Raw genomic sequence first — 19,801 nt, 5'->3', positions numbered from 1 at the left:
TGCGGGGCGTCAGGCGATGCGCTTGAACGCCTTGTCCACGTAGCGGTCGACGGTCGCCCGGGCTTCGCGCGCGTAGCGGTCGATGTCCGCGGTGCGCTCGGGGTCCGGCGCGTACGCACGGCCGAGACGCTCCGCCGCGGCCGCGAGGACGGCGTCGGTCAGCGCGGGGTTCAGCGGCAGCAGCGGCCCCTGTGTGTGCGTGCCGAACGAGGTCCCGTTGATGGCGCCTTCGACGGCGGCACCGGCCTGGTTGCCACCGCCGGAGACGACGTCCGCGAACGGGGTCACCCCGGCGCCGAGCTCGATCTTCGTGGCGTGGTCCTCGAAGCCCGCGAGCCGCTTGGACGCGCCGGGGAGCAGCGGGTACCGGGTCTCGAGGACGAAGTAGTTCACCCGGCGCTCGGCACCGCGCACGGCTCGGGCGTCGAAGACACCGAACCCGGCGAGCGGCGCACCGTCGGTCGGCACGATCTCCGTGGACGCGAGGTCGAACCCACCGCCGACGGCCACGATCGGGACACCGTCGGCCGCGAACGAGCGCAGGGGGGCGCCGATGCGGGCCACGTCGTCGCCGAGGGACCGCATCGCGCTGAGCGGGCCGTTGCCCACCACGACGACGTCGGCCGACGTGGGCAGGTCGTCACCGGGGGCGTACTCGAGTACCTCGGTCGGGATGTCCGCGGCGTCCGCACGACGGGTGAGGGCCACCACGTTGCCGCGGTCCCCCGAGACACCCATCTGCCGGGGGTAGACGTGCAGGATTGTCAGGCGTTCGGCCGTCATGCGGTCTTCTCCAGGTCCGGGTGGCCGAGGGCCTTCCGGGCGATCATCATGATCTCGTAGTTGACGATGAAGTTCTTCGTCCCGCTCGTGGTCCTGCCGAGGCCCTGCATGAGCGCGATCGCGGCCTCGACGTCGGGCTCGACACGGCCGATGCGCACACCGGCGTGCTCGAGGGCGATCGCGATCTGCCACGCCTTGTCACCGGAGACGACGTCGACGTGGTCGAGCTTCGAGAAGTCGATGTCGTAGATCCAGGAGATGTCCGGCGTGCCCTCGTCGATCGCCATGAGCACCTGCTCGGGGTGGTCCGGCAGTGCGTCGAGGTTGAGCTGGAGGCTCGCGGCGTTCTTGAACATCGTGAACTCGGCCGACTCACCGGCGATGGGCAGACGCTCACCGCGGCCGTACGCCGGCTTCATCTTCGCGAACGCCGCGGTGACCGCGTCCGTCCGGAACTGCGTGCCGAGTGCGGCGCTGGCCGTCGCGGTGGCGGCGGCCGCGTCGACGGCGTAGTGCAGGCCGCGCGCGGGCAGGCGGACGGGGATGTCGGCGCCGTCGAACGCGATCGTCGCCGCGTCGCCGCGGTTCTCGATGACCACCGCGTCCGCAGCGGTCTCCGCCCCGGCTGCACGACCGAAGTCGTCGGCGTTCTGCAGGCCGTTCGGTGCCGCGGCCACGATCTCGGCGCTGGCACCGAAGCGGAGCACGCGCTGTCCGTCGACCCCGACGTAGGCGTCGAGGAACTGGTCGTCGTGGTTCGTGATCACGTTCGCCGTGGACAGCGCAGCGGTGTCGAGCATCATGTCCGCCACGCGCTCGGTCTCGAAGAACCGGTAGAGCTGGTCGACCTGGACGTTGAGCATCGTGACCGTGGAGGGGGTCAGGATGCCCGCGAGCTCGACCGCGAAGGCCTCGTCGACCTCGAGGATGCCGATGTCCGCCTTGAGCTTGCCGCCGAGGGACACCTCGGACAGCAGCGCCGACGCGATGCCCTGCGGCAGGTTGGCGCCGGAGGGGTTCGTGAACACGCGGAGCCCGTGCGCACGGACGATCTCGGAGATCATGTGCGTCGTCGTGGACTTGCCGTTCGACCCGAGCACGAAGACGACGCCGTTCGGGAACTGCTTCGTCACGTGCTGGAGGAAGTCCGGCACGAGCTTCAGGACGATGTAGCCCGGGTAGGCGGACCCCCCGCCCCGCGCACGAGCGAGGGCGCGGAGGATCCGCCCGATGAGGATCGGGATGAAGAAGCGCACCGTCACGGCCTACTCGAGGTAGTCGCGCAGCGACTGCGACCGCGACGGGTGGCGGAGCTTCGCCATCGTCTTGGACTCGATCTGGCGGATGCGCTCACGCGTCACGCCGAACGTGTCACCGATCTGGTCGAGCGTCTTCGGCTGGCCGTCACCGAGGCCGAAGCGCATGCGGATGACGCCCGCCTCGCGCTCGGACAGGGAGTCGAGCAGGCTCTCGAGCTGCTTCTGGAGCATCGTGAAGCCGACCGCGTCGGCGGGGACGACCGCCTCGGTGTCCTCGATGAGGTCACCGAACTCGGAGTCGCCGTCTTCACCGAGCGGGGTGTGCAGCGAGATCGGCTCGCGGCCGTACTTCTGCACCTCGACGACCTTCTCCGGGGTCATGTCGAGTTCGCGGGCGAGCTCTTCCGGAGTGGGTTCGCGACCGAGGTCCTGCAGCATCTGCCGCTGGACACGCGCGAGCTTGTTGATGACCTCGACCATGTGCACCGGGATGCGGATGGTGCGGGCCTGGTCGGCCATGGCGCGGGTGATCGCCTGGCGGATCCACCACGTCGCGTAGGTCGAGAACTTGAAGCCCTTGGTGTAGTCGAACTTCTCGACCGCACGGATCAGGCCCAGGTTGCCCTCTTGGATGAGGTCGAGGAACTGCATGCCGCGGCCGGTGTAGCGCTTGGCGAGCGACACGACCAGGCGGAGGTTCGCGCCGAGCAGGTGCGACTTCGCGCGCTGGCCGTCACGCGCGACCCAGCGGAGCTCGCGCTCCTCGGGCTTCGACAGGCCGGTCGAGTGCTGCAGCTTGTCCTCGGCGAACAGGCCGGCCTCGATGCGCATCGCGAGCTCGACTTCCTGCTCGGCGTTGAGCAGCGCGACCTTGCCGATCTGCTTCAGGTAGTCCTTGACGGGGTCGGCCGTCGCACCCGTGATGGTGGTCGAGTAGACCGGGGCCTCGTCGTCGTCGGACTGGGAGATGACGAGCGCGCCCGCGGCGACCGCGTTCGCTGCCTCGGCAGCAGCCGTCGCCGGCTTCTCCTCGGCGTCGTCGTCGGTGTCGTCCGTCGCGTCGACGTCGACGGGCTCGACGGTCTCGTCGTCGGCGTCGTCGTCCGCCGCGGCCTTCTTGGTCGCCGGCTTCTTCGCTGCCGCCTTCTTCGGGGCCGCCTTCTTGGCGGGGGCCTTGGTGGCGCGCTTCTTCGGCGCGGCCGTGCCGTCGGTCTCGGTGGCGTCGGTTTCCGTCACCTGGTCGGCGTTGTCCTTCGTGGGATCGATCGTCGTGCTCCGGGCAGCCATGCGATCACCTCTCTTTTCGTGCCACGTTCCTGGGGTCGTGGCCTTCCCTCGCTGCCCAGGGCCCGCGCCGCAGTCTCCCCCGCGTCGCTGGTCCTCGTTGTCCGGGCAGCACTAGGACCCATGTCAAGTCCCCCACTGAATCCGGCGCACTTGAAGAGCACCTGAACACGGGGAACCCGAACGGGTCCGGCTTTCATTATTGCACGCTCTGCTTCCGTAGGCGTGCAACGAGTGCAACCCAGAGCGGGGCCACCCGTATTCCGTCCTGCACCTGCATGAGCGCGCGGGTGCGGCGCCGCGCGTGCAGGAGCATCGCCACGCCGAACCCGACGACGACGTACTGCACGGTGAGCGCGATCCGGAAGTTCGACCACGCGAAGACGGTGTCGCCGGTCGCCCGAGCGACGGCGTCCAGCAGCGCCCCGATGCAGAACATCATCACGAAGGCCGCCAGGAACCCGCCGACGTTGACCACGCCGTTCGCGGACCCGAGGGACCCCATCGGGTTGAACGACCGGGCGAAGTCGAACCCGATCAGCGAGCCGGGGCCGCCGATGCCCATCGCGACGACGAGCAGCACCAGGAGCCACGTCGGCGGGTGCCCCGGCCAGAGCAGGATCGCGGTCCACACCACGCCGAGCAGCACGACGACGCCGAGCACCAGGTTCGAGCGCCGGAGCGGGAACCGGGCGCAGAGGACACCGAGGAGCGGCCCGGCGACGAACCCGACGACGACGATCACCGTGAGGAATCCCGCCGCTTCGGTCGCGGAGTAGCCGAGGCCGCGGAGCATCGGCACACCCCACAGCAGGCTGAACACCGTGCCGGAGGACTGCGTCACGTAGTGGGACCAGAACCCGAGCTGGGTGCCCGGTCGGCGGAGCGCGTTCCCGAAGGTGTGGAACGCCCCCGACCAGGTGTGCGGGAGCGGCAGCGGGATGGTGTCCGTGCGCACCGGCACCGGGCCGTTCCGCACGAACGCGAACGCCAGGACGAGCCCGACGGCGCTGGCCGCGGCGGCGACCGCGTAGGCGACGGACCAGCCGGCGGTGTGCAGCAGCAGGGCGAACGGGAACGCCGAGGCGATCTGCCCGATCTGGCCGAGGTTGCCCGTCCACTGCGAGATCTGCGGCAGGATGCGCCCGCTGAACCACATCGGCAGCAGGCGGATCACCGAGATGAAGGTCATCGCGTCGCCGGCACCGACCAGGACACGTCCGACGACGGCCGGACCGATGGTGGGCGACACCGCGACGACGGCCTGCCCGAGGGTCAGCAGCAGTGCGCCGAGGAGCACGAGCCGACGGGGCCCGATCCGGTCGAGCGCGATGCCGACGGGGATCTGCAGGCCGGCGTAGACCGCGATCTGCACGACGGCGAGGGTGGAGAGGACGGCGGCGGAGACCGCGAAGCGGTCTTGCGCGTCGACGCCGGAGACCCCGAGCGAGGACCGCTGCACGACCGCGAGGACGTACGCGAGGACCGCGACGCCCCAGACGACGAAGGCACGGCGGGAGTTCACCCGACAAGGCTATCGGCGCGGCTCCGCCGCCAGGACGGGCTGTGGAGGACGCGACGCGCGTCGGGGACCTGTGCACAGCCTCCAGACCGGACTGGAGGCCGTGCGCACGATCGCGACGTGCGTCGCTGACCGTGGACGGTGCGGTCTCAGTCCTCGCCGGCGTCGCCGTCGGAGCGGCGGTCCGCCAAGAACCGCTCGAGCTCGTCGGCGATGGCGTCGGCGCTCGGCACCTGGCCGTCCACACCCGTGAGCGGCGAGGCGATCGGGTTGCCCTCCATGTAGGTGTCGTGCCGTTCCTCGAGCGCGGAGACCAGCCGCTGCAGCTCCCCGTTGCCGGCGACCTGCTCGTCGACCCTGGCGATGAACTCGCGTCCTTCCTCGCGGAGGGCGTCCGTCGGGAAGATGAGGCCGGTCGACGCGGAGATGCCGGACAGCGCCGCGACGGCAGCGTCCGGGTACTCGGTGTCGGAGAGGTAGTGCGGCACCAGGAGCACGAGGCCCGTGACCTGCTGGTCGAGCTGGCTCAGCCGGTGCTCGACCAGGTGCAGGACGTTCGCGGGCGCCTGGGTCTCGGGCTTCCAGACGCTCATCGACTCGACGAGGTCCGCGCGGGTGCCGGAGACGGTGAGGCTGATCGGCCGGGTGTGCGGGACGGGCATCGGGATGGACTGCACCCAGGTGGTGTCCACCACCTGCAGCTGCGCGGCCAGGTCGGTGACGGCGCGGACGAAGCGGTTCCACTGGAAGTCCGGCTCGTACCCGGAGAGGAAGAGGAACGGCTGGCCGATCTCGTCCCGCACGAGGTGCAGCGCGAGCCGGGGCGGCTCGATGTCCGTGATGTGGTCGTGCTCGAACGTGATCACCGGACGGCGGGCGCGCCAGTCCAGCAGGACGTCGGGGTCGAACTCGGCGACGAGCCGGGTCTCGAGCCGCTCGAGGACCGAGGTCGTGACCTGCGCCACCGCCGACCCGGCGTCCGCGAACCCGGTCAGCCCGGCGACCAGGTGCAGGCCCGCCGGCACCGTCGGGGCGGACGCGTCGAACGTGTAGAGCTCCTCGGGGTGGTTCACCGTCACCATGCTAGGCGGGCGGTTGTCCCACACCTGCCGCGCAGCCCACGCCGACAGCGAACACCGCGTGGATAGGGTTGGAGCATGGTCCGACCGACGCTCTCCACCGACAGTTCATCCCCCTCCTCGATCTCCGCCGACGCGCTCGTGCTCGGTGTCCGGCCCGGCTCCGGTGACGCCCCCGCGACCGTCGTCGCCGGCGCGACCGGTGCCGTCGCCGCGGTCGAGGGCCTCGACCTCGCCGCGATCGGCGTGACCGGTGCGAAGGACCAGCTCGTCCGGCTGCCCGCGACCGACGTGTCGGCGTCGAGCATCGCGCTGATCGGGCTCGGGTCCGCGACGGCTTCGTCGTCCTCGTCCGATGTCGCCGCGGTCCGCTCCGCCGCCGGCAGCGCCATCCGGCAGCTCCCCCAGGCCGCGTCGATCGTCCTCGCGCTGCCGACCGACTCCGCCGAGCTCGTCGACGCCGCACTCGAGGGCGCCGCACTCGGTGCGTACGCCTTCACCCGGCACAAGGGCGCCGGCACCACCGCTCCGGGCCGTGGCGCGCAGACCATCACCGTCCTCGCCCCGGCGGACGCGGTGTCCGGGTCCGACGTGACGCTCCGCCCGGCCGCCGTCGCCGACGCCACCGCGCTCGTCCGTGACCTGGTGAACACCGCCGCCGGCGACCTCGGTCCGTCCGACGTCGCCGCGGTCGCCACCGGCTTCACCGAGGGGCTCCCCCTGACCGTCGAGGTCCTCGACGAGACCGCCCTCGAGGAACAGGGCTTCGGCGGCATCCTCGGCGTCGGCGTCGGATCGGTCCGCCCGCCGCGGCTCGTCGTCGTCCGGTACGCACCGGAGTCCGCGTCGAAGCACCTCGCCCTCGTCGGGAAGGGCATCACCTTCGACTCCGGCGGCCTCTCGCTGAAGCCCGCCGGTTCGATGCTCGGCATGAAGACGGACATGACCGGTGCCGCCACCGTGCTGGCCGCCACCGTCGCCGCCGCCCGGCTCGGCCTCGACGTCAAGGTCACCGCGTGGCTCTGCCTCGCCGAGAACATGCCGTCCGGTTCGGCCACGCGCCCCGGCGACGTCCTCACGCTCAAGAACGGCAAGACCGTCGAGGTCACGAACACCGACGCCGAGGGCCGCCTCGTCCTCGGCGACGGCCTCGTCGCCGCCTCGCTCGAGCAGCCGGACGCGGTCGTCGACATCGCGACGCTCACCGGCGCCCAGGTCGTCGCGCTGGGCGACCGCACCACCGGCCTGATGGGCACCGACGACCTCGTGGCCCAGCTCCGCGCGGTCGCCGAGTCCGTCGCCGAGCCGATCTGGCCGATGCCCCTCCCCGAGGAGCTCGACGCCCGACTCGCCAGCGAGGTCGCCGACATGGTGAACGCCACGGTCGGCAACCCGGCCGGCGGCATGCTCCTGGCGGGCAAGTTCCTGCAGCGCTTCGTCGGCGAGGGCATCCCGTGGGCGCACCTCGACATCGCGGGCCCGTCCGAGAACAAGGGCGGCGGGTACGGGTGGCTCGGCAAGGGCGCCACCGGCGTCATGGTCCGGACACTCATCTCGCTCGCAGAAGAGCTCCAGTCCAAGTAGTAGGTTTGGTTCCGGCGCGGCGGCCGTCCCAGAGCCACCCGCCGGAACCAACGGGACGGGGCCGGAACCATGCGGTCCGACCGTCAGGCACGCCGCGTGTCCAGCACACGGGTGTCCAATGGGGTCCGACCGGCCCCGACATGCACGAGGGAGTTGCACCAGGTGACGGAACAGACTTACGACGTCGTGGTCCTCGGTGGCGGTAGCGGCGGGTACGCCGCAGCGCTGCGGGCGGCCGAGCTCGGGATGAGCGTCGCGCTCATCGAGGGCGACAAGCTCGGAGGGACCTGCCTGCACCGCGGCTGCATCCCGACGAAGGCCCTGCTCCACGCGGCCGAGATCGCCGACGGCACCCGCGACGCCGAGAAGTACGGCGTCATCGCCGAGTTCGCCGGTGTCGACGTCCCGAAGGTCATCGAGTACCAGCAGGGCGTCATCACCTCCAAGTACAAGGGCCTCCAGGGGCTCATCAAGGCCCGCGGCATCACCGTCGTCGAGGGCTGGGGCCGGCTCACCTCGCAGAACACCGTGCAGGTCGGCGACCAGAACATCGTCGGCAAGAACGTCGTGCTCGCGACCGGCTCCTACTCGAAGTCCCTGCCGGGCCTCGAGATCGGCGGTCGCGTGATCACCTCGGAGACCGCGCTCCGCATGGACTACGTCCCGAACAAGGTCGTCATCCTGGGCGGCGGCGTGATCGGCGTCGAGTTCGCCAGCGTCTGGAAGTCCTTCGGCGCCGAGGTCACCATCGTCGAGGCGCTCCCCCATCTGGTCCCCGCCGAGGACGAGTCGATGTCGAAGCAGCTCGAGCGGGCCTTCCGCAAGCGCGGCATCGAGTTCTCGCTCGGTGTCCGCTTCCAGGGCGTCGAGCAGCACGAGAACGGCGTCGTCGTCACCCTCGAGGACGGCAAGACCTTCGATGGCGACATCCTCCTGGTCGCGGTCGGTCGTGGCCCGGTCACGCAGAACGTCGGCTTCGAGGAGGTCGGCGTCGCGATGGACCGCGGTTTCGTCACCACGAACGAGCGCCTCGCGACGAACATCCCGAACGTCTACGCCGTCGGCGACATCGTCCCCGGCCTGCAGCTCGCGCACCGCGGCTTCCAGCAGGGCATCTTCGTCGCCGAGGAGATCGCCGGTCTGAACCCGGTGATCATCGAGGACAAGAACATCCCGAAGATCACGTACTCCGACCCCGAGGTCGCATCGGTCGGCCTCTCGCAGGCCAAGGCCGAAGCCGAGTACGGCGCCGACAAGGTCGACTCGTACGAGTACAACCTCGCCGGGAACGGCAAGAGCCACATCATCGGCACGTCCGGCTCGATCAAGGTCGTCCGCGTCGTCGACGGCCCGGTCGTCGGCGTCAGCATGATCGGCGCTCGTGTCGGCGAGCTCATCGGTGAAGCGCAGCTCGCCGTGAACTGGGAGGCGCACCCCGAGGACGTCGCGCCCCTGGTCCACGCGCACCCGACGCAGAACGAGGCGCTCGGCGAAGCCTTCCTCCACCTCGCGGGCAAGCCGCTCCACGCGCTGTGAGCGGCCGTACCGTGACAACGACATCATCAACCAAGCACAACCCCTGCGAAGAGGAGTCCACCCGATGAGCGAATCCGTCAACCTCCCGGCGCTCGGCGAGAGCGTCACCGAGGGCACGGTGACCCGATGGCTGAAGAACGTCGGTGACCGGGTCGAGGTCGACGAGCCGCTGCTCGAGGTCTCGACCGACAAGGTCGACACCGAGATCCCGTCGCCGATCGCCGGCGTCGTCGAGGAGATCCTCGTCCAGGAGGACGAGACCGTCGAGGTCGGCACTGCCCTGGTGAAGATCGGCGACGGCAACGGCTCCGGTTCGTCGGACTCCTCGGACGACGCTGCCGCGTCGGACTCGGGTGACTCGAACGAGGCCGCCGCCGAGCAGTCCGAGCCAGAGGCCGCCCCGAGCACGGAGCAGGAGTCCGAGACCCCCGCTCCGGAGCCGACCGAGCCCGAGCCCGCCCCGGCCGGCCAGACGCAGCCTGCAGCACCTGCGGCTCCGGCGGCACCGCCTGCAGCGGCACCCGTGCCCGCCGCCGCTCCGGTCCCGCCGCCCGCCGCCGCCCCGGCGCCGCCGGCAGCCGTCCCGGCTCCGGCCGCAGCGGTCTCCAGCGCGCCCGCCGCGTCGGCCGAGGTCCCGAACCCGACCCAGACCGGTGCCGCCTCCGGCTACGTCACCCCGCTCGTCCGCAAGCTCGCGAACGAGCAGGGCGTCGACCTGTCGACCGTCACCGGCACCGGTGTCGGTGGGCGCATCCGCAAGGAGGACGTGCTCGCCGCCGTCACGGCCGCTCCGGCCGCCGGTGGCTCGGCCCAGAGCGCCCCGGCTGCGTCCGGCCCGTTCGTCGCCGAGGTGTCGCCGCTCCGTGGCACCCGCGAGAAGATGACCCGCCTCCGCAAGGTCGTCGCCGAGCGTGCCGTGCAGTCGATGACGTCGACCGCGCAGCTCACCAGCGTCGTCGAGGTGGACGTCACGAAGGTCGCGCAGTTCCGCGATGCGCACAAGGCCGAGTTCCTCGAGAAGACCGGCTCGAAGCTCTCCTTCATGCCGTTCTTCGCCCTGGCGGCGTCCGAGGCGCTCAAGGCCCACCCGAAGATCAACTCCACCGTCGAGGGCGAGGAGATCGTCTACCCGGAGACCGAGAACGTCTCGATCGCCGTCGACACCGAGCGTGGTCTGCTCACCCCGGTCATCAAGGACGCCGCGTCGCTCGACCTCGCGCAGTTCTCGAAGTCGATCGCGGACCTCGCCGAGCGCACCCGCAACAACCAGCTCAAGCCCGACGAGCTCGCGGGTGGCACGTTCACGCTGACCAACACCGGTTCGCGTGGCGCGCTGTTCGACACGCCCGTCGTGTTCCTGCCGCAGTCGGCGATCCTCGGTACGGGCATCGTGACGAAGCGGCCGGCGGTCGTGAAGGTCGACGGACAAGAGGCCATCGCGATCCGTTCGTTCGTGTATCTGGCGCTGTCCTACGACCACCGGATCATCGACGGCGCGGACGCGTCCCGGTACCTGGTCGCGGTGAAGAACCGTCTGGAAGAGGGCAACTTCGGCCCGAACCTCGGGTACTGATCCGCTGGTGCTGACCGGCCTGTCCGTCCGGACCGGCTGATCGCTCGATCGGCTCGACGGCCCCGGTTCCCCTGGTGGGAGCCGGGGCCGTCGGCGTTCCCGGACGCGGGACCACCGCGACGTTCGACGCAGCACGGCGGCAGGGCGGCACGGCGGCACCGTCGCCGTTCCGTCGGGGGTCAGCGGCGTGCACCGTCGACGCCCAGGATGCCTGCCGCCACGACACCGGCGAGGACCACGACCCCGACGACGACCCTGCGCGTCGGGACGGACCGGCCGTTCGGCAGTGTCACACCGCGCTCGACGACCCGCCGGATCCACCCGACCACGCCCGCATCCGCCGTCGCCGTTCCGTCGGGAGCCTCGAACAGGAAGTCGTCCCGCGGCGGGTCCCACCGAACGGGACGCGGCGGAGCGGTTGCCCGGACGGTCCCGAGCAGCCGGAGGACGTCGTCGACTCCCCCGTCCACCGTGGTGGCGATCGCGGCGTCCACCATCGCGCGGCAGGGCTCTCGTGGGTCGACGCGTTCCCAGACGGCACGGACGGCGAGCACCAGCGCGGTGGCACCCGGCGCCTCCGACCTCCGGACCGGGAGCGCTTCGGGCACCCGGGCATGGTCGTGTGGGTGCCTCGGCACAAGATCGGGCGGGTGGGCACCGGACGGATCGGCACCGGGCGGGTCGGCACCGGGCGGGTCGGCACCGGGCGGGTGGTCCACCAGCACCGTCACGCCGGCGTCGTCGACCAGGACGTCGTCGGCTCGGGCGTCGCCGAGCAGGAGCGCTCCGGACCGGGCGTCCGCCGCGAGGAGCAGCAGCGGCACCGTGAGCGTGACGGCGACCCCGAGCGTGGGACTGCCGATCCGGTCCAGCGCGTCCGGCAGCCGTGCGCCGCGCAGCGCTTCGGTGCGGACCGCGAGCCGGCCGGACGGGTCGCGCCCGACCGCGTCGATGCGGATGCAGTGCACCGGGTCCGCCGCGGAGCGGTCGGCGACCCACGCGGCGAAGGGGCCCGTGTCGGGCCCGGTCCAGCAGCCCTGGAAGGTGATCGTGTCCATGGTGACGAGCCTGACGGAGGTGGGGCGGGCCTCCAGGCCGGTCGACCAGACCTGTGGAGAACTCCGTTCGCCCACAGCCGGATCATCGACGGTCCACGGCGAGGCCGTCAGGCCGTATCCTGGGTCCATGGCACGCAGCACTACGACCGACACGAAGGCGAAGGAGCCCGGGCGTCTCAAGCAGATGTTCCAGGTGTTCCAGATGACCCGTCGGGCCGACCCGACGTCGATCTGGTGGTTCGCCGCCGCGTTCGTCGTGCCGGTCGTGCTCGGTGTGCTGCTCGCACTCCTGCTGCCGGGGCAGAACTGGCTCGCGGTCGTCCTCTGGATCGTCGCGGGCGTGCTGCTCGGTGTGCTGCTGTTCCTGATCGTGCTCGGTCGCCTCGCGGAGCGCGCCGCGTACTCGCAGATCGAAGGCCAGCCCGGTGCCGTCGGCGCCGTGCTGTCGAACTCGCTCCGTCGGCAGTGGCGTTCGAGCGAGATGCCGGTCGCGGTCCACGGTCGTTCGCAGGCCGCTGTCTACCGCGCGGTCGGCACCCCGGGCGTCGTGCTCATCACGGAGGGGCAGCTCGGCAACCTCACGCGGCAGGTCGACGAAGAGCGCCGCAAGGTCCAGCGCATCGTCCCGAACGTCCCCGTGCACGTCGTGCACGTGGGTGACGGCTCGGACGCGGTGACGCTGCACAAGCTCCCCCGTGCGATGAACAAGTTCAAGAAGTCGCTCAACCGCAACGAGGTCCTGGCCGTCGCGAACCGCCTGGACTCCCTGACGCAGAACCCCGCGTCGGCGATCCCGAAGGGCATCGACCCCACGCGTGTGCGTGCCGGTCGACCGCGCTGACCGACGCCTCCCGAACGCCCTCGACCGCTCAGGTCGGGGGCGTTCGTGCGTTCGGAGGTCCCCGGCGTGCGTTCGGGGTCCCCAGTGTGCGAGGCCCCGTACAGCGTGCGGGCCCCGACACCTCGCACGGTGTCCGGAACGCCGCACACTGCAGGCACGCGCGCTGCGGCGCACGCGCGCTCAGCGGCGGACGAGCACCGTGCCGGCGGCGGCGTCGTGCAGCGGCCGGCCGTCCTTCGCGTGGATCAGCACCGGGATCACGACGCAGAGCAGCACCGTCCGGAGCGCCGGGCGCCACACTCCCACGTAGCCCCCGCGGACCGGCACCACGCGCAAGCCCACGCACACGTGCCCGAACGACCCGGACAGCAGGGCGATGAACACCACCTGCAGCACCGCGAAGATCCCGAGGGTGACGAAGTTGCCCGCTGCGCCGTACGTGCCGATCACCAGCGAGATCACGGAAGCGAGTGCCCAGTCGATCGCCAGGCCACCGAGCCGCCGCCCGAAGCCGCTCATCGACCGCGGGCCGGACTCCGGCAGACCGAGGACCTTGCCCGGCCAGTCCCCCGCACCGGGAGCTGCAGCGGACGAGGACGGGTTGGAGCGGGCCATGCCTCCAGGGTAGGCGAACGAACACCACGTAACACGCTCGAAACAACCCAGTCACGTCCGGGAAACCCCGTGTCAATAGCCTCGTCGGAGGGTGCACCCGCGGCACCTCCACATCACCCAACCCCCAGGAGATCGACACACATGTTCAGCGATTCCTCCGAGGTCCTGGCCTTCATCAAGGACACGGACGTCAAGTTCCTCGACATCCGCTTCACCGACCTGCCGGGCGTTCAGCAGCACTTCAACATCCCGGCGTCCACGGTCGACGAGGACTTCTTCTCGGTCGGTCAGCTCTTCGACGGCTCCTCGATCCGCGGCTTCGCGTCGATCCACGAGTCCGACATGCAGCTCATCCCTGACGTGACGACGGCGTACATCGACCAGTTCCGCGCCGAGCGCACGCTGATCATGATCTTCGACATCTACAACCCCCGCAACGGCGAGATCTACGGCCGTGACCCGCGCCAGGTCGCCAAGAAGGCGGAGAAGTACCTGGCGTCGACGGGCATCGCGGACACCGCGTTCTTCGCCCCCGAGGCCGAGTTCTACATCTTCGACGACGTGCGCTACTCGGTGACGCAGAACCAGTCCTTCTACGCGGTCGACTCCGAAGAGGGCGCCTGGAACACCGGTCGTGAAGAAGAGGGCGGCAACCTCGCCAACAAGACCCCGTACAAGGGCGGCTACTTCCCCGTCTCGCCGGTCGACAAGACCGCCGATCTCCGCGACGACATCACCCTCAAGCTGATCGAGGCGGGCTTCGAGCTCGAGCGCTCGCACCACGAGGTGGGCACCGGCGGCCAGCAGGAGATCAACTACAAGTTCGACACGATGGTCCACGCCGCGGACGACATCCTGAAGTTCAAGTACATCGTCAAGAACACCGCGGACCAGTGGGGCAAGGTCGCCACGTTCATGCCGAAGCCGCTCTTCGGTGACAACGGCTCGGGCATGCACACCCACCAGTCGCTCTGGAGCGACGGCAAGCCGCTGTTCTACGACGAGAACGGCTACGGCGGTCTCTCCGACCTGGCGCGCTGGTACATCGGCGGCATCCTGAAGCACGCCTCGGCGCTGCTCGCCTTCACGAACCCGTCGATCAACTCGTACCACCGCCTGGTGAAGGGCTTCGAGGCCCCGGTCAACCTGGTCTACTCGGCCGGCAACCGCTCCGCGGCGATCCGCATCCCGATCACGGGCACGAACCCGAAGGCCAAGCGCATCGAGTTCCGCGCGCCGGACGCCTCGGGCAACCCGTACCTCGCCTTCGCGGCGCAGCTCATGGCGGGCCTCGACGGCATCCAGAACCGCATCGAGCCGCACGAGCCGGTCGACAAGGACCTCTACGAGCTCCCCCCGGAGGAGGCCAAGGGCATCCCCCAGGTCCCGGGCTCCCTCGACGAGGCCCTCGACGCGCTCGAGGCCGACCACGAGTTCCTCACGAAGGGCAACGTCTTCACCGAGGACCTCATCCAGACCTGGATCGACTACAAGCGCGAGAACGAGATCCTCCCGCTCGCGCAGCGCCCGCACCCGTTCGAGTACGAGCTGTACTTCGGCGTCTGATCTCCGAACCACGAGAAGGGCCCCGCACCATCAGGTGTGGGGCCCTTCCCATGTCACGATCGAACCCACAACACCCGCACTGGGAAGGGGAATCGCGCGTAGGCAGTCGGAAGGAACGACCACCTACGCGCGTTTCGACAACCCACGCGCGGAACGACCGCCCCGCACGCCCCCGGGCGCGCGAACGGGGCCCGCGCCGCCCCGGCACGAGCCCCGTCTGCTGCGAGGACTAGCGGCTCGTGGCCAACGAGTCGTAGGTCCCTGCCGCCACGCTCACGGGTGCACCCGTGACCGGAGTGGGACGTCCCAGGGAACGGACGGTCCACCCCGCCTTGACCCAGTTCTCGACCGGGAGGCAGTTGCGCGCGTCGATGACCTCTCGACGCCCGACGATGTTCGCGAGCGCGACCGGGTCCGCCTCGATGATGTCGTCCCACTCGGTGAGGACGAGCACGATGTCGGCGCCCTCGATCGCGTCCGTCATCGACGTCGTGTAGCTCAACGTCGGGAAGGAGCGCTTCGCGGTGTCCATGGCCTCCGGGTCCCAGAGCGTGACCTGGGCGCCGCGCAGGTGCAGTGCCGCCGCGACGTTGAGCGCCGGCGAGTCACGGACGTCGTCGGTGAGCGGCTTGAACGCCGCCCCGATGACCGCGACGCGACGGTTGAGCACCGACCCGCCGGCGGACTCGATCGCCATGTCGATGACCCGCTGGCGCTGGCCCATGTTGATCTCGTCGACCTGCTGCATGAGGCCGACGACCTGACCGGCGCCGATCTCGTTCGCGCGGTACATCAGCGCGCGGATGTCCTTCGGCAGGCAGCCGCCGCCGAAACCGAGCCCGGCGTTCAGGAACTTCCGGCCGATGCGGGCGTCGTGCCCGAGGGCGTCGGCGAGGGTCGTGACGTCCGCGCCGGTGATCGCGCACATCTCGGAGATCGCGTTGATGAACGAGATCTTCGTGGCGAGGAACGCGTTGGCGCTGACCTTGACGAGCTCGGCGGTCGCGAGGTCCGTCGTGATGACCGGGGTGCCCTCGCTGATCGGGGCGGCGTACACCTCGCGGATGACGGCGTCGGCGGCCTCCGAGGCGCCACCCCAGACCAGGCGGTCCGGGTGCAGCGTGTCGTCGACGGCCTTGCCCTCGCGGAGGAACTCCGGGTTCCAGATCAGTTCGGCGGTGATGCCGGACGGCGCGAACTCGCGGACGATGCCGCGGAGCCGGGCGGCCGTGCCCACCGGAACCGTCGACTTGCCGACGATGAGGCCCGGGTGGGTGAGGTTCTCGGCGACGCCCCGGGTGGCGCTCTCCACGTAGGCGAGGTTCGCGGCGTGCGACCCGGCCTTCTGCGGGGTGCCGACGCAGACGAAGTGCACGTCGGCCGCGGCCACGGCCTCCGCGATGTCCGCCGTGAACCGGAGACGACCGGTCGCGACGTGCTTCGTGATGAGCTCGGGCAGCCCGGGCTCGTAGAACGGGACCTCGCCGGCGGAGAGCGCGGCGAGCTTGGCGGGGTCGACGTCCACGCCGATGGTCTCGAAGCCCATCTCGGCCATGGCGGCCGCGTGGGTGGCACCGAGGTACCCGGTGCCGATGACGCTGATCACGGGTGCCGGACGGACGTCGGGGGTGGTGGACGAGGACTGGGGCTTCTTCGGAGCACTCACTTGGTGACCTCCTGCAGGTCGTAGTCGATGTCGGTGCGCTTGATGCCGTCCACGAAGGCCTGGAGGCTGTCGGAGCGCGAGTTGAGTCGCCAGTCGTTGGTGGAGCGGACTCCGTCGACGACGGTGGTGGCGGTCTCGCTGAAGTACGAGAACCCGATGACGTCGTCGTTCGCCGGATCGGCGAGGGCGTCGAAGAGCGAGGTCATCCACTTCGCCTTCTGCCCGCTGGAGACGGAGGTCCCCGTCTCGGTCGCGCCGATCTCGCTGAGGAGGATCTTCTTCCCCGGGGCGACCTGGCGAAGCTGGTCGACCGTGGCGCCGAACGTGTTCTGGTATGACGGGGTCTCGGAGGCGTCACGGTAGTAGCCGCTCATGCCCACCCAGTCGACGTTGTCGGGACCCGGGTAGTACTCCTTCATGTACGCGAGGGTCTGGTACTTCGTGTTGCCGAGCTTGTCGATGCGGCTCGGGGCCCAGTTCCAGATGACGTAGTCGTTCGCGCCGGCGTCCGCGAACACCTTGTGCACGTGCTGCCACATGTCCACGTAGGAGCCCTGCGCGTTCTGCTGCGCCGTGCCCTCGGACCAGTTGTACCAAGAGCCGTTCATCTCGTGGTCGAGACGGATGACCATCGGCTGCCCGTTCGCCTTGAGCGCCTTGGCGTACTTGGTCAGGTAGGCGTCGAACTTGCCGCTGATGATGTCCTGGTTCGTGTACCCGGCGACGTACTTCTGGTCGTTGCCGGTCTGCGCGGGCGCGGACTCCCACGTCATGAGGGGCAGTCGGCCGTTCGCCCACGCGCGGTTCACGGCGCTGGCGTTGAAGTCCTGGTCGAAGCCCTGGAAGAACCCGACCATGTTCGTGGCCTTGCCGACCTGCTGCGAGACCTGGTCGTACTCCGCCCAGTTGAAGGGCGACTGCGCCGTGTACAGGCCGTACCAGCGCGTCGGCTGCGCCATGATCTCGGCCTTCGTCGGCACCGCCACGGGGGTGGTGGTCGACGGGTCCTTGGACGGGCCGGTGTTCGGCTTGGTGACGCCGCCCCCGGAACCGGAGCCGGTGCCGGATCCGGACCCCGAGCCGGAACCCGACCCGGACGAACCGGAACCCGACGTGCCGGAGCCTGACGAGCCTCCCGTCCCGCTCTTGCCGGAACCGGCGGCCGCCTTCGCGGAGCCGAGCTGCGACTGCAGCGACGCGATCTGTGCCTTGAGCTGGGCGACCTGGTCACCACGCGACCCGGACTGGGCCGTCGAGGACTTGAGCTGCCCCTCGAGCTTCCAGATCTGCTCCTGCGCCGCGTCGAGCTTCTTCTGCAGCGCGGCCGCGTCGACCGCCTTCTCCTGCGCGGTCTTCACGCCGAGGGCGTGGTGGACGGCGGTGGAGACGGGGCTGGACGGGGAGATCCAGACGGACCAGGTGATGAGTGCGAGTGCCAGGACGATAGCGGCCGTGCCGACCGCGGTGCGCTTGGCGTGCTTGCTGGAGGGTGCCCACCACGTGCTGGTGGAGCGGAAGAGGTCAGACAATGGCGAGAGCCTCCAGAGCGAAGATGGCGATGCCGATCACGTACGGGATCGCCGCGTAGGGGTTGTAGCGACGCACCTTCGCGGGCGCGGCGGCCACGGCGGGGGCACCCGCGGCAGCTGCCGCCGCCTCACGACGGGTCGCCAGGACGGTGGTGGTGGAGTTCGTCGAGACGTCCAGACCGGTCGCCGTGCCGGCGCCCGCCCCGAAGATGTCGTCGAACGCCCGGTCCGCTGCGGCCTGGTCGTACGCGTCGTCGGTGGCGTACGCGGCACGGTCCACCGGGCTGACCGGGGTCTGCGCCACGACCGGCTGCGGCTGCGCGGGTTCGGTCTCCATCGGGCCGCCGGCGTAGGCACCCGCACGGGTCCCCCAGCCGCTGGCGTGGGCCAGTCGGAAGAACCCGATGAGCCGGATCGGCATGAGGAAGAACGTCGACACGATGATGAACATCGGCAGGCGGAAGAAGTCGCTGGGCTTCTCCGCCAGGTGCCGCATCTGCCGGATCGCCATGCTCAGCACGCTCGAGACGACCATCAGGCCGGCGACGTAGACGAAGCCCGTCGAGAAGCCGTACTGGTGCAGGATCCCCTGGTAGAGGTTCTCGCCCTGGCCGGTGATCGCGCGGTAGATCCAGCCCGCGATCACGCCGAAGAGCATGAACGGCAGGATGATGTCGGTGATGAAGAAGAGGGCCAGCAGCGGGGCGTGCCCGAGCATCCACGGCATCATGCGCAGCGTGTTGTACTGCGAGCCGCGGGCCCAGCGGAGCTGCTGCTTGAACAGCTTCTTCACCTGGAGCGGAGCGTCCGTGTACACGAGCGACGTGTACTGGTAGACGGTCCGGTAGCCCTCCTTGAGGGTCAGGTTCGTCAGCGTGCGGTCGTCGGAGACCTCGAGGAAGACGCCCATGAACTTCTCGCCCATGAACTTGTCCATGACGCGGACGAGGATGTTCCGGCGGAACGCGATCGTGCGGCCCGGCAGGCAGCCGATCTGGCCGAGGACGCTCTGCGCGGGCATCGAGTAGAGCGCGCGCGAGTTCTCCAGCCAGTCCGCCCAGCGGGTGATCCAGGAGCGGGTCGGCTCGAGGATGCGCTGCCGGGTGGTCACGCCGCCGACGGACTCGTCGGCGAACGGGCGGAGCAGCTCCTCGAGCGTGCCGGGGGTCCAGACGGTGTCCGAGTCGACGAGGACGGTGATGTCACCGTTCGACATCTCGGTGCCGACCTTGACGGCGTTCCGCTTGCCGGGGATCGGGGTGTGGGTCCAGCGGACGAGTGGGGCGAACTCGTCGCAGACCTCCTCGAGGGCCTCGTTGCGTGCGCCGTTGATGACGACGATGATCTCGCCGGGGCGCTGCTCGACCATGCGGCCGATGACGTCCCGGAAGAGGTCGAGTGGCTCGTCCACGACGGGGACGACGACACTCGTCGTCCCGGTGTACGTGCCGGTGAAGGGGCGGTAACGGGCGGACAGGACGACCTTGAGCAACCAGAGCAACCAGATCACCATGGAGTACACGGCGAAGAGGTAGAACTCGGGGTGCCCGTCGACCATCTGCCTGATCTGCAGAATGAAAGTGAACATCGATCCCTGCTTCAACGTTCGGGGTGGTGATTCCGCGCCATCGGGAAATCGGGGGTCGGTTCGGGTGACCCCATTCATGCATCTCGGAGGCACGCCTGGCAACGTGACCCCCCTCTGGGGGTGTTACCAATGCGTTACGGGGTACACCGGAGTCCCCCACCGGCCCCACTACTCCTGTCCTCCCGGATGCTGTCAGCACATGTGCGGACTGCAACAAGCGGGTCACGTGGGGGCGACAGCCGGTCACGCGGCCTGGAGGCTCGGCTCGGCTCGTCGGAGAATCCCAGGTCACAGCATGGTTCCGTAACGCGTCACCCG

15 protein-coding genes are annotated in these 19,801 nt (G+C 69.9%); 5 read left to right on the top strand and 10 right to left on the bottom strand.

What is annotated here, in order from left to right; translation table 11 throughout:
* Positions 1 to 9: 9 nt before the first annotated feature.
* From ACIPJY_RS01695 to ACIPJY_RS01675, 5 genes are all read right to left on the bottom strand, one after another.
* Positions 10 to 783, bottom strand: coding sequence for a type 1 glutamine amidotransferase (locus tag ACIPJY_RS01695; RefSeq protein ID WP_400460259.1), 774 nt, complete (start codon positions 781 to 783; stop codon positions 10 to 12).
* A complete protein-coding gene (locus tag ACIPJY_RS01690; RefSeq protein WP_400468124.1) occupies positions 780 to 2,039 on the bottom strand; it encodes a MurT ligase domain-containing protein in 1,260 nt (419 codons plus the stop codon). Before ACIPJY_RS01690 ends, ACIPJY_RS01695 begins: the two co-directional genes overlap by 4 nt.
* Positions 2,040 to 2,048: 9 nt before the next feature.
* On the bottom strand, positions 2,049 to 3,329 hold the full coding sequence (locus ACIPJY_RS01685; protein ID WP_400460263.1) for an RNA polymerase sigma factor: 1,281 nt from the start codon (positions 3,327 to 3,329) through the stop codon (positions 2,049 to 2,051).
* 196 nt (positions 3,330 to 3,525) lie between these two features.
* On the bottom strand, positions 3,526 to 4,851 hold the full coding sequence (locus ACIPJY_RS01680) for a nitrate/nitrite transporter (protein WP_400460265.1): 1,326 nt from the start codon (positions 4,849 to 4,851) through the stop codon (positions 3,526 to 3,528).
* Between the two features lie 146 nt (positions 4,852 to 4,997).
* A complete protein-coding gene (locus tag ACIPJY_RS01675; protein WP_400460267.1) occupies positions 4,998 to 5,930 on the bottom strand; it encodes a proteasome assembly chaperone family protein in 933 nt (310 codons plus the stop codon).
* 75 nt (positions 5,931 to 6,005) lie between these two features.
* Here ACIPJY_RS01675 and ACIPJY_RS01670 point away from each other — a divergent pair, with 75 nt between their 5' ends.
* The 3 genes from ACIPJY_RS01670 to sucB all read left to right on the top strand — a co-directional run bounded on the left by ACIPJY_RS01670 (position 6,006) and on the right by sucB (position 10,620).
* Positions 6,006 to 7,511: a leucyl aminopeptidase gene (locus tag ACIPJY_RS01670; protein ID WP_400460269.1), complete on the top strand. Its 1,506-nt coding sequence runs from the start codon at positions 6,006 to 6,008 to the stop codon at positions 7,509 to 7,511.
* 162 nt (positions 7,512 to 7,673) lie between these two features.
* Positions 7,674 to 9,047 (top strand): dihydrolipoyl dehydrogenase, encoded by a 1,374-nt coding sequence (lpdA, locus tag ACIPJY_RS01665; protein WP_400460271.1) that lies wholly within the window; start codon positions 7,674 to 7,676, stop codon positions 9,045 to 9,047.
* Between the two features lie 64 nt (positions 9,048 to 9,111).
* A complete protein-coding gene (gene sucB, locus ACIPJY_RS01660; protein ID WP_400460273.1) occupies positions 9,112 to 10,620 on the top strand; it encodes a 2-oxoglutarate dehydrogenase, E2 component, dihydrolipoamide succinyltransferase in 1,509 nt (502 codons plus the stop codon).
* A 179-nt stretch (positions 10,621 to 10,799) separates the two neighbouring features.
* Here the strand turns inward: sucB and ACIPJY_RS01655 are convergent, their stop codons facing one another.
* On the bottom strand, positions 10,800 to 11,678 hold the full coding sequence (locus ACIPJY_RS01655; RefSeq protein ID WP_400460275.1) for a hypothetical protein: 879 nt from the start codon (positions 11,676 to 11,678) through the stop codon (positions 10,800 to 10,802).
* Positions 11,679 to 11,805: 127 nt separating this feature from the next.
* Here ACIPJY_RS01655 and ACIPJY_RS01650 point away from each other — a divergent pair, with 127 nt between their 5' ends.
* Positions 11,806 to 12,519: a DUF4191 family protein gene (locus ACIPJY_RS01650; protein WP_400460277.1), complete on the top strand. Its 714-nt coding sequence runs from the start codon at positions 11,806 to 11,808 to the stop codon at positions 12,517 to 12,519.
* A 180-nt stretch (positions 12,520 to 12,699) separates the two neighbouring features.
* Here ACIPJY_RS01650 and ACIPJY_RS01645 read toward each other — a convergent pair whose 3' ends face one another.
* The gene (locus tag ACIPJY_RS01645) at positions 12,700 to 13,134 is read right to left on the bottom strand and encodes an RDD family protein (protein WP_400460279.1); all 435 of its coding nucleotides are present in this window, start codon (positions 13,132 to 13,134) and stop codon (positions 12,700 to 12,702) included.
* Between the two features lie 141 nt (positions 13,135 to 13,275).
* Between ACIPJY_RS01645 and glnA the strand changes: the two genes are divergently transcribed.
* On the top strand, positions 13,276 to 14,700 hold the full coding sequence (gene glnA / locus ACIPJY_RS01640) for a type I glutamate--ammonia ligase (protein WP_400460281.1): 1,425 nt from the start codon (positions 13,276 to 13,278) through the stop codon (positions 14,698 to 14,700).
* A gap of 229 nt (positions 14,701 to 14,929) precedes the next feature.
* Here the strand turns inward: glnA and ACIPJY_RS01635 are convergent, their stop codons facing one another.
* The 3 genes from ACIPJY_RS01635 to ACIPJY_RS01625 are packed head-to-tail and all read right to left on the bottom strand — an operon-like array spanning position 14,930 to position 19,483.
* Positions 14,930 to 16,366 (bottom strand): UDP-glucose dehydrogenase family protein, encoded by a 1,437-nt coding sequence (locus tag ACIPJY_RS01635; RefSeq protein ID WP_400460283.1) that lies wholly within the window; start codon positions 16,364 to 16,366, stop codon positions 14,930 to 14,932.
* A complete protein-coding gene (locus ACIPJY_RS01630; protein ID WP_400460285.1) occupies positions 16,363 to 17,895 on the bottom strand; it encodes a glycosyl hydrolase in 1,533 nt (510 codons plus the stop codon). Before ACIPJY_RS01630 ends, ACIPJY_RS01635 begins: the two co-directional genes overlap by 4 nt.
* Positions 17,888 to 19,483, bottom strand: coding sequence for a glycosyltransferase family 2 protein (locus tag ACIPJY_RS01625; RefSeq protein ID WP_400460286.1), 1,596 nt, complete (start codon positions 19,481 to 19,483; stop codon positions 17,888 to 17,890). The genes ACIPJY_RS01630 and ACIPJY_RS01625 overlap by 8 nt, the downstream gene beginning before the upstream one ends.
* Positions 19,484 to 19,801: the final 318 nt, after the last annotated feature.

Source organism: Curtobacterium sp. NPDC090223 (genome assembly GCF_044746585.1).
In the GTDB taxonomy this organism is placed as follows: domain Bacteria; phylum Actinomycetota; class Actinomycetes; order Actinomycetales; family Microbacteriaceae; genus Curtobacterium.
The sequence above is the reverse complement of the archived record's forward strand: the minus strand, read 5'-3'. Positions and strand labels throughout refer to the sequence as shown.